The 3,549-nt window shown below is 50.8% G+C and carries 3 rRNA genes; all 3 read right to left on the reverse strand.

Annotated features, from left to right (window positions below):
• Nucleotides 1–5: 5 nt before the first annotated feature.
• Nucleotides 6–121, reverse strand: a 5S ribosomal RNA gene (rrf, locus tag KGB07_RS26480).
• A 169-nt stretch (nt 122–290) separates the two neighbouring features.
• Nucleotides 291–3,182, reverse strand: a 23S ribosomal RNA gene (locus KGB07_RS26485).
• Between the two features lie 302 nt (nt 3,183–3,484).
• Nucleotides 3,485–3,549, reverse strand: a 16S ribosomal RNA gene (locus tag KGB07_RS26490); the annotation flags it as partial.

Genomic DNA, 3,549 nt, shown 5'->3' on the forward strand with positions numbered 1-3,549 from the left:
TTTAATCTTGACGATGACCTACTCTCACATGGGGAAACCCCACACTACCATCGGCGATGCATCGTTTCACTGCTGAGTTCGGGATGGGATCAGGTGGTTCCAACGCTCTATGGTCGTCAAGAAATTCGGGTACTGAGTCGTGACCGGTTGGCCTCGCTTCAGCAAATTGGGTATGTGACAGCTAGGTGTTTTGTGAGTATCTCGAACTTTCGGTTCGTTTCGTCTTCACACACCGCAATCTGGCCTCTTTCGTTTCTTCAACTAGGAGCATCAAATTGCTTGGGTGTTATATGGTCAAGCCTCACGGGCAATTAGTATTGGTTAGCTCAACGCCTCACAGCGCTTACACACCCAACCTATCAACGTCGTAGTCTTCGACGGCCCTTCAGGGGACTCAAGGTCCCAGTGAGATCTCATCTTGAGGCAAGTTTCCCGCTTAGATGCTTTCAGCGGTTATCTTTTCCGAACATAGCTACCCGGCAATGCCACTGGCGTGACAACCGGAACACCAGAGGTTCGTCCACTCCGGTCCTCTCGTACTAGGAGCAGCCCCTCTCAAATCTCAAACGTCCACGGCAGATAGGGACCGAACTGTCTCACGACGTTCTAAACCCAGCTCGCGTACCACTTTAAATGGCGAACAGCCATACCCTTGGGACCGGCTTCAGCCCCAGGATGTGATGAGCCGACATCGAGGTGCCAAACACCGCCGTCGATATGAACTCTTGGGCGGTATCAGCCTGTTATCCCCGGAGTACCTTTTATCCGTTGAGCGATGGCCCTTCCATACAGAACCACCGGATCACTAAGACCTACTTTCGTACCTGCTCGACGTGTCTGTCTCGCAGTCAAGCGCGCTTTTGCCTTTATACTCTACGACCGATTTCCGACCGGTCTGAGCGCACCTTCGTACTCCTCCGTTACTCTTTAGGAGGAGACCGCCCCAGTCAAACTACCCACCATACACTGTCCTCGATCCGGATAACGGACCTGAGTTAGAACCTCAAAGTTGCCAGGGTGGTATTTCAAGGTTGGCTCCACGCGAACTGGCGTCCACGCTTCAAAGCCTCCCACCTATCCTACACAAGCAAATTCAAAGTCCAGTGCAAAGCTATAGTAAAGGTTCACGGGGTCTTTCCGTCTAGCCGCGGATACACTGCATCTTCACAGCGATTTCAATTTCACTGAGTCTCGGGTGGAGACAGCGCCGCCATCGTTACGCCATTCGTGCAGGTCGGAACTTACCCGACAAGGAATTTCGCTACCTTAGGACCGTTATAGTTACGGCCGCCGTTTACCGGGGCTTCGATCAAGAGCTTCGCGTTAGCTAACCCCATCAATTAACCTTCCGGCACCGGGCAGGCGTCACACCCTATACGTCCACTTTCGTGTTTGCAGAGTGCTGTGTTTTTAATAAACAGTCGCAGCGGCCTGGTATCTTCGACCGGCGTGGGCTTACGGAGCAAGTCCTTCACCCTCACCGGCGCACCTTCTCCCGAAGTTACGGTGCCATTTTGCCTAGTTCCTTCACCCGAGTTCTCTCAAGCGCCTTGGTATTCTCTACCCAACCACCTGTGTCGGTTTGGGGTACGGTTCCTGGTTACCTGAAGCTTAGAAGCTTTTCTTGGAAGCATGGCATCAACCACTTCGTGTTCTAAAAGAACACTCGTCATCAGCTCTCGGCCTTAGAATCCCGGATTTACCTAAGATTCCAGCCTACCACCTTAAACTTGGACAACCAACGCCAAGCTGGCCTAGCCTTCTCCGTCCCTCCATCGCAATAACCAGAAGTACAGGAATATTAACCTGTTTTCCATCGACTACGCTTTTCAGCCTCGCCTTAGGGACCGACTAACCCTGCGTCGATTAACGTTGCGCAGGAAACCTTGGTCTTTCGGCGTGGGTGTTTTTCACACCCATTGTCGTTACTCATGTCAGCATTCGCACTTCTGATACCTCCAGCAAGCTTCTCAACTCACCTTCACAGGCTTACAGAACGCTCCTCTACCGCATCACCTAAGTGATACCCGTAGCTTCGGTGTATGGTTTGAGCCCCGTTACATCTTCCGCGCAGGCCGACTCGACTAGTGAGCTATTACGCTTTCTTTAAAGGGTGGCTGCTTCTAAGCCAACCTCCTAGCTGTCTAAGCCTTCCCACATCGTTTCCCACTTAACCATAACTTTGGGACCTTAGCTGACGGTCTGGGTTGTTTCCCTTTTCACGACGGACGTTAGCACCCGCCGTGTGTCTCCCATGCTCGGCACTTGTAGGTATTCGGAGTTTGCATCGGTTTGGTAAGTCGGGATGACCCCCTAGCCGAAACAGTGCTCTACCCCCTACAGTGATACATGAGGCGCTACCTAAATAGCTTTCGAGGAGAACCAGCTATCTCCGAGCTTGATTAGCCTTTCACTCCGATCCACAGGTCATCCGCTAACTTTTCAACGGTAGTCGGTTCGGTCCTCCAGTTAGTGTTACCCAACCTTCAACCTGCCCATGGATAGATCGCCCGGTTTCGGGTCTATTCCCAGCGACTAGACGCCCTATTAAGACTCGCTTTCGCTACGCCTCCCCTATTCGGTTAAGCTCGCCACTGAAAATAAGTCGCTGACCCATTATACAAAAGGTACGCAGTCACCCAACAAAGTGGGCTCCCACTGCTTGTACGCATACGGTTTCAGGATCTATTTCACTCCCCTCTCCGGGGTTCTTTTCGCCTTTCCCTCACGGTACTAGTTCACTATCGGTCAGTCAGTAGTATTTAGCCTTGGAGGATGGTCCCCCCATATTCAGACAAAGTTTCTCGTGCTCCGTCCTACTCGATTTCATGACCAAGAGATTTTCGCGTACAGGGCTATCACCCACTATGGCCGCACTTTCCAGAGCGTTCCGCTAATCTCAAAGCCACTTAAGGGCTAGTCCCCGTTCGCTCGCCACTACTAAGGGAATCTCGGTTGATTTCTTTTCCTCAGGGTACTTAGATGTTTCAGTTCCCCTGGTTCGCCTCTTGCACCTATGTATTCAGTACAAGATAACCATCTTATGATGGCTGGGTTCCCCCATTCAGACATCTCCGGATCAAAGTCTGTTTGCCGACTCCCCGAAGCTTTTCGCAGGCTACCACGTCTTTCATCGCCTCTGACTGCCAAGGCATCCACCGTATGCGCTTCTTCACTTGACCATATAACCCCAAGCAATCTGGTTATACTGTGAAGACGACATTCGCCGAAAATTCGCGATTAAACTCACAAATTTTACCTTAGCCTGATCCGTTACCAGTGAAAGTAACGTTCAGTCTATCTTTCTATCACATACCCAAATTTTTAAAGAACGATCTAATCAAAAGACTAGAAATCAATATTCACATCGGAATACTCATTTCTAAACTCTAACGAAGCAGACCACCTTAAAGGCTGGCCTCTCGTCTTCTTCAATGAATCAAGCAATTCGTGTGGGAACTTATGGAGCAGCTGAGTCGTCGATTAAGGAGGTGATCCAGCCGCAGGTTCCCCTACGGCTACCTTGTTACGACTTCACCCCAGTCATGA

This window comes from Pseudomonas sp. GL-RE-26 (assembly GCF_019956275.1).
Taxonomy (GTDB): domain Bacteria; phylum Pseudomonadota; class Gammaproteobacteria; order Pseudomonadales; family Pseudomonadaceae; genus Aquipseudomonas; species Aquipseudomonas grandcourensis.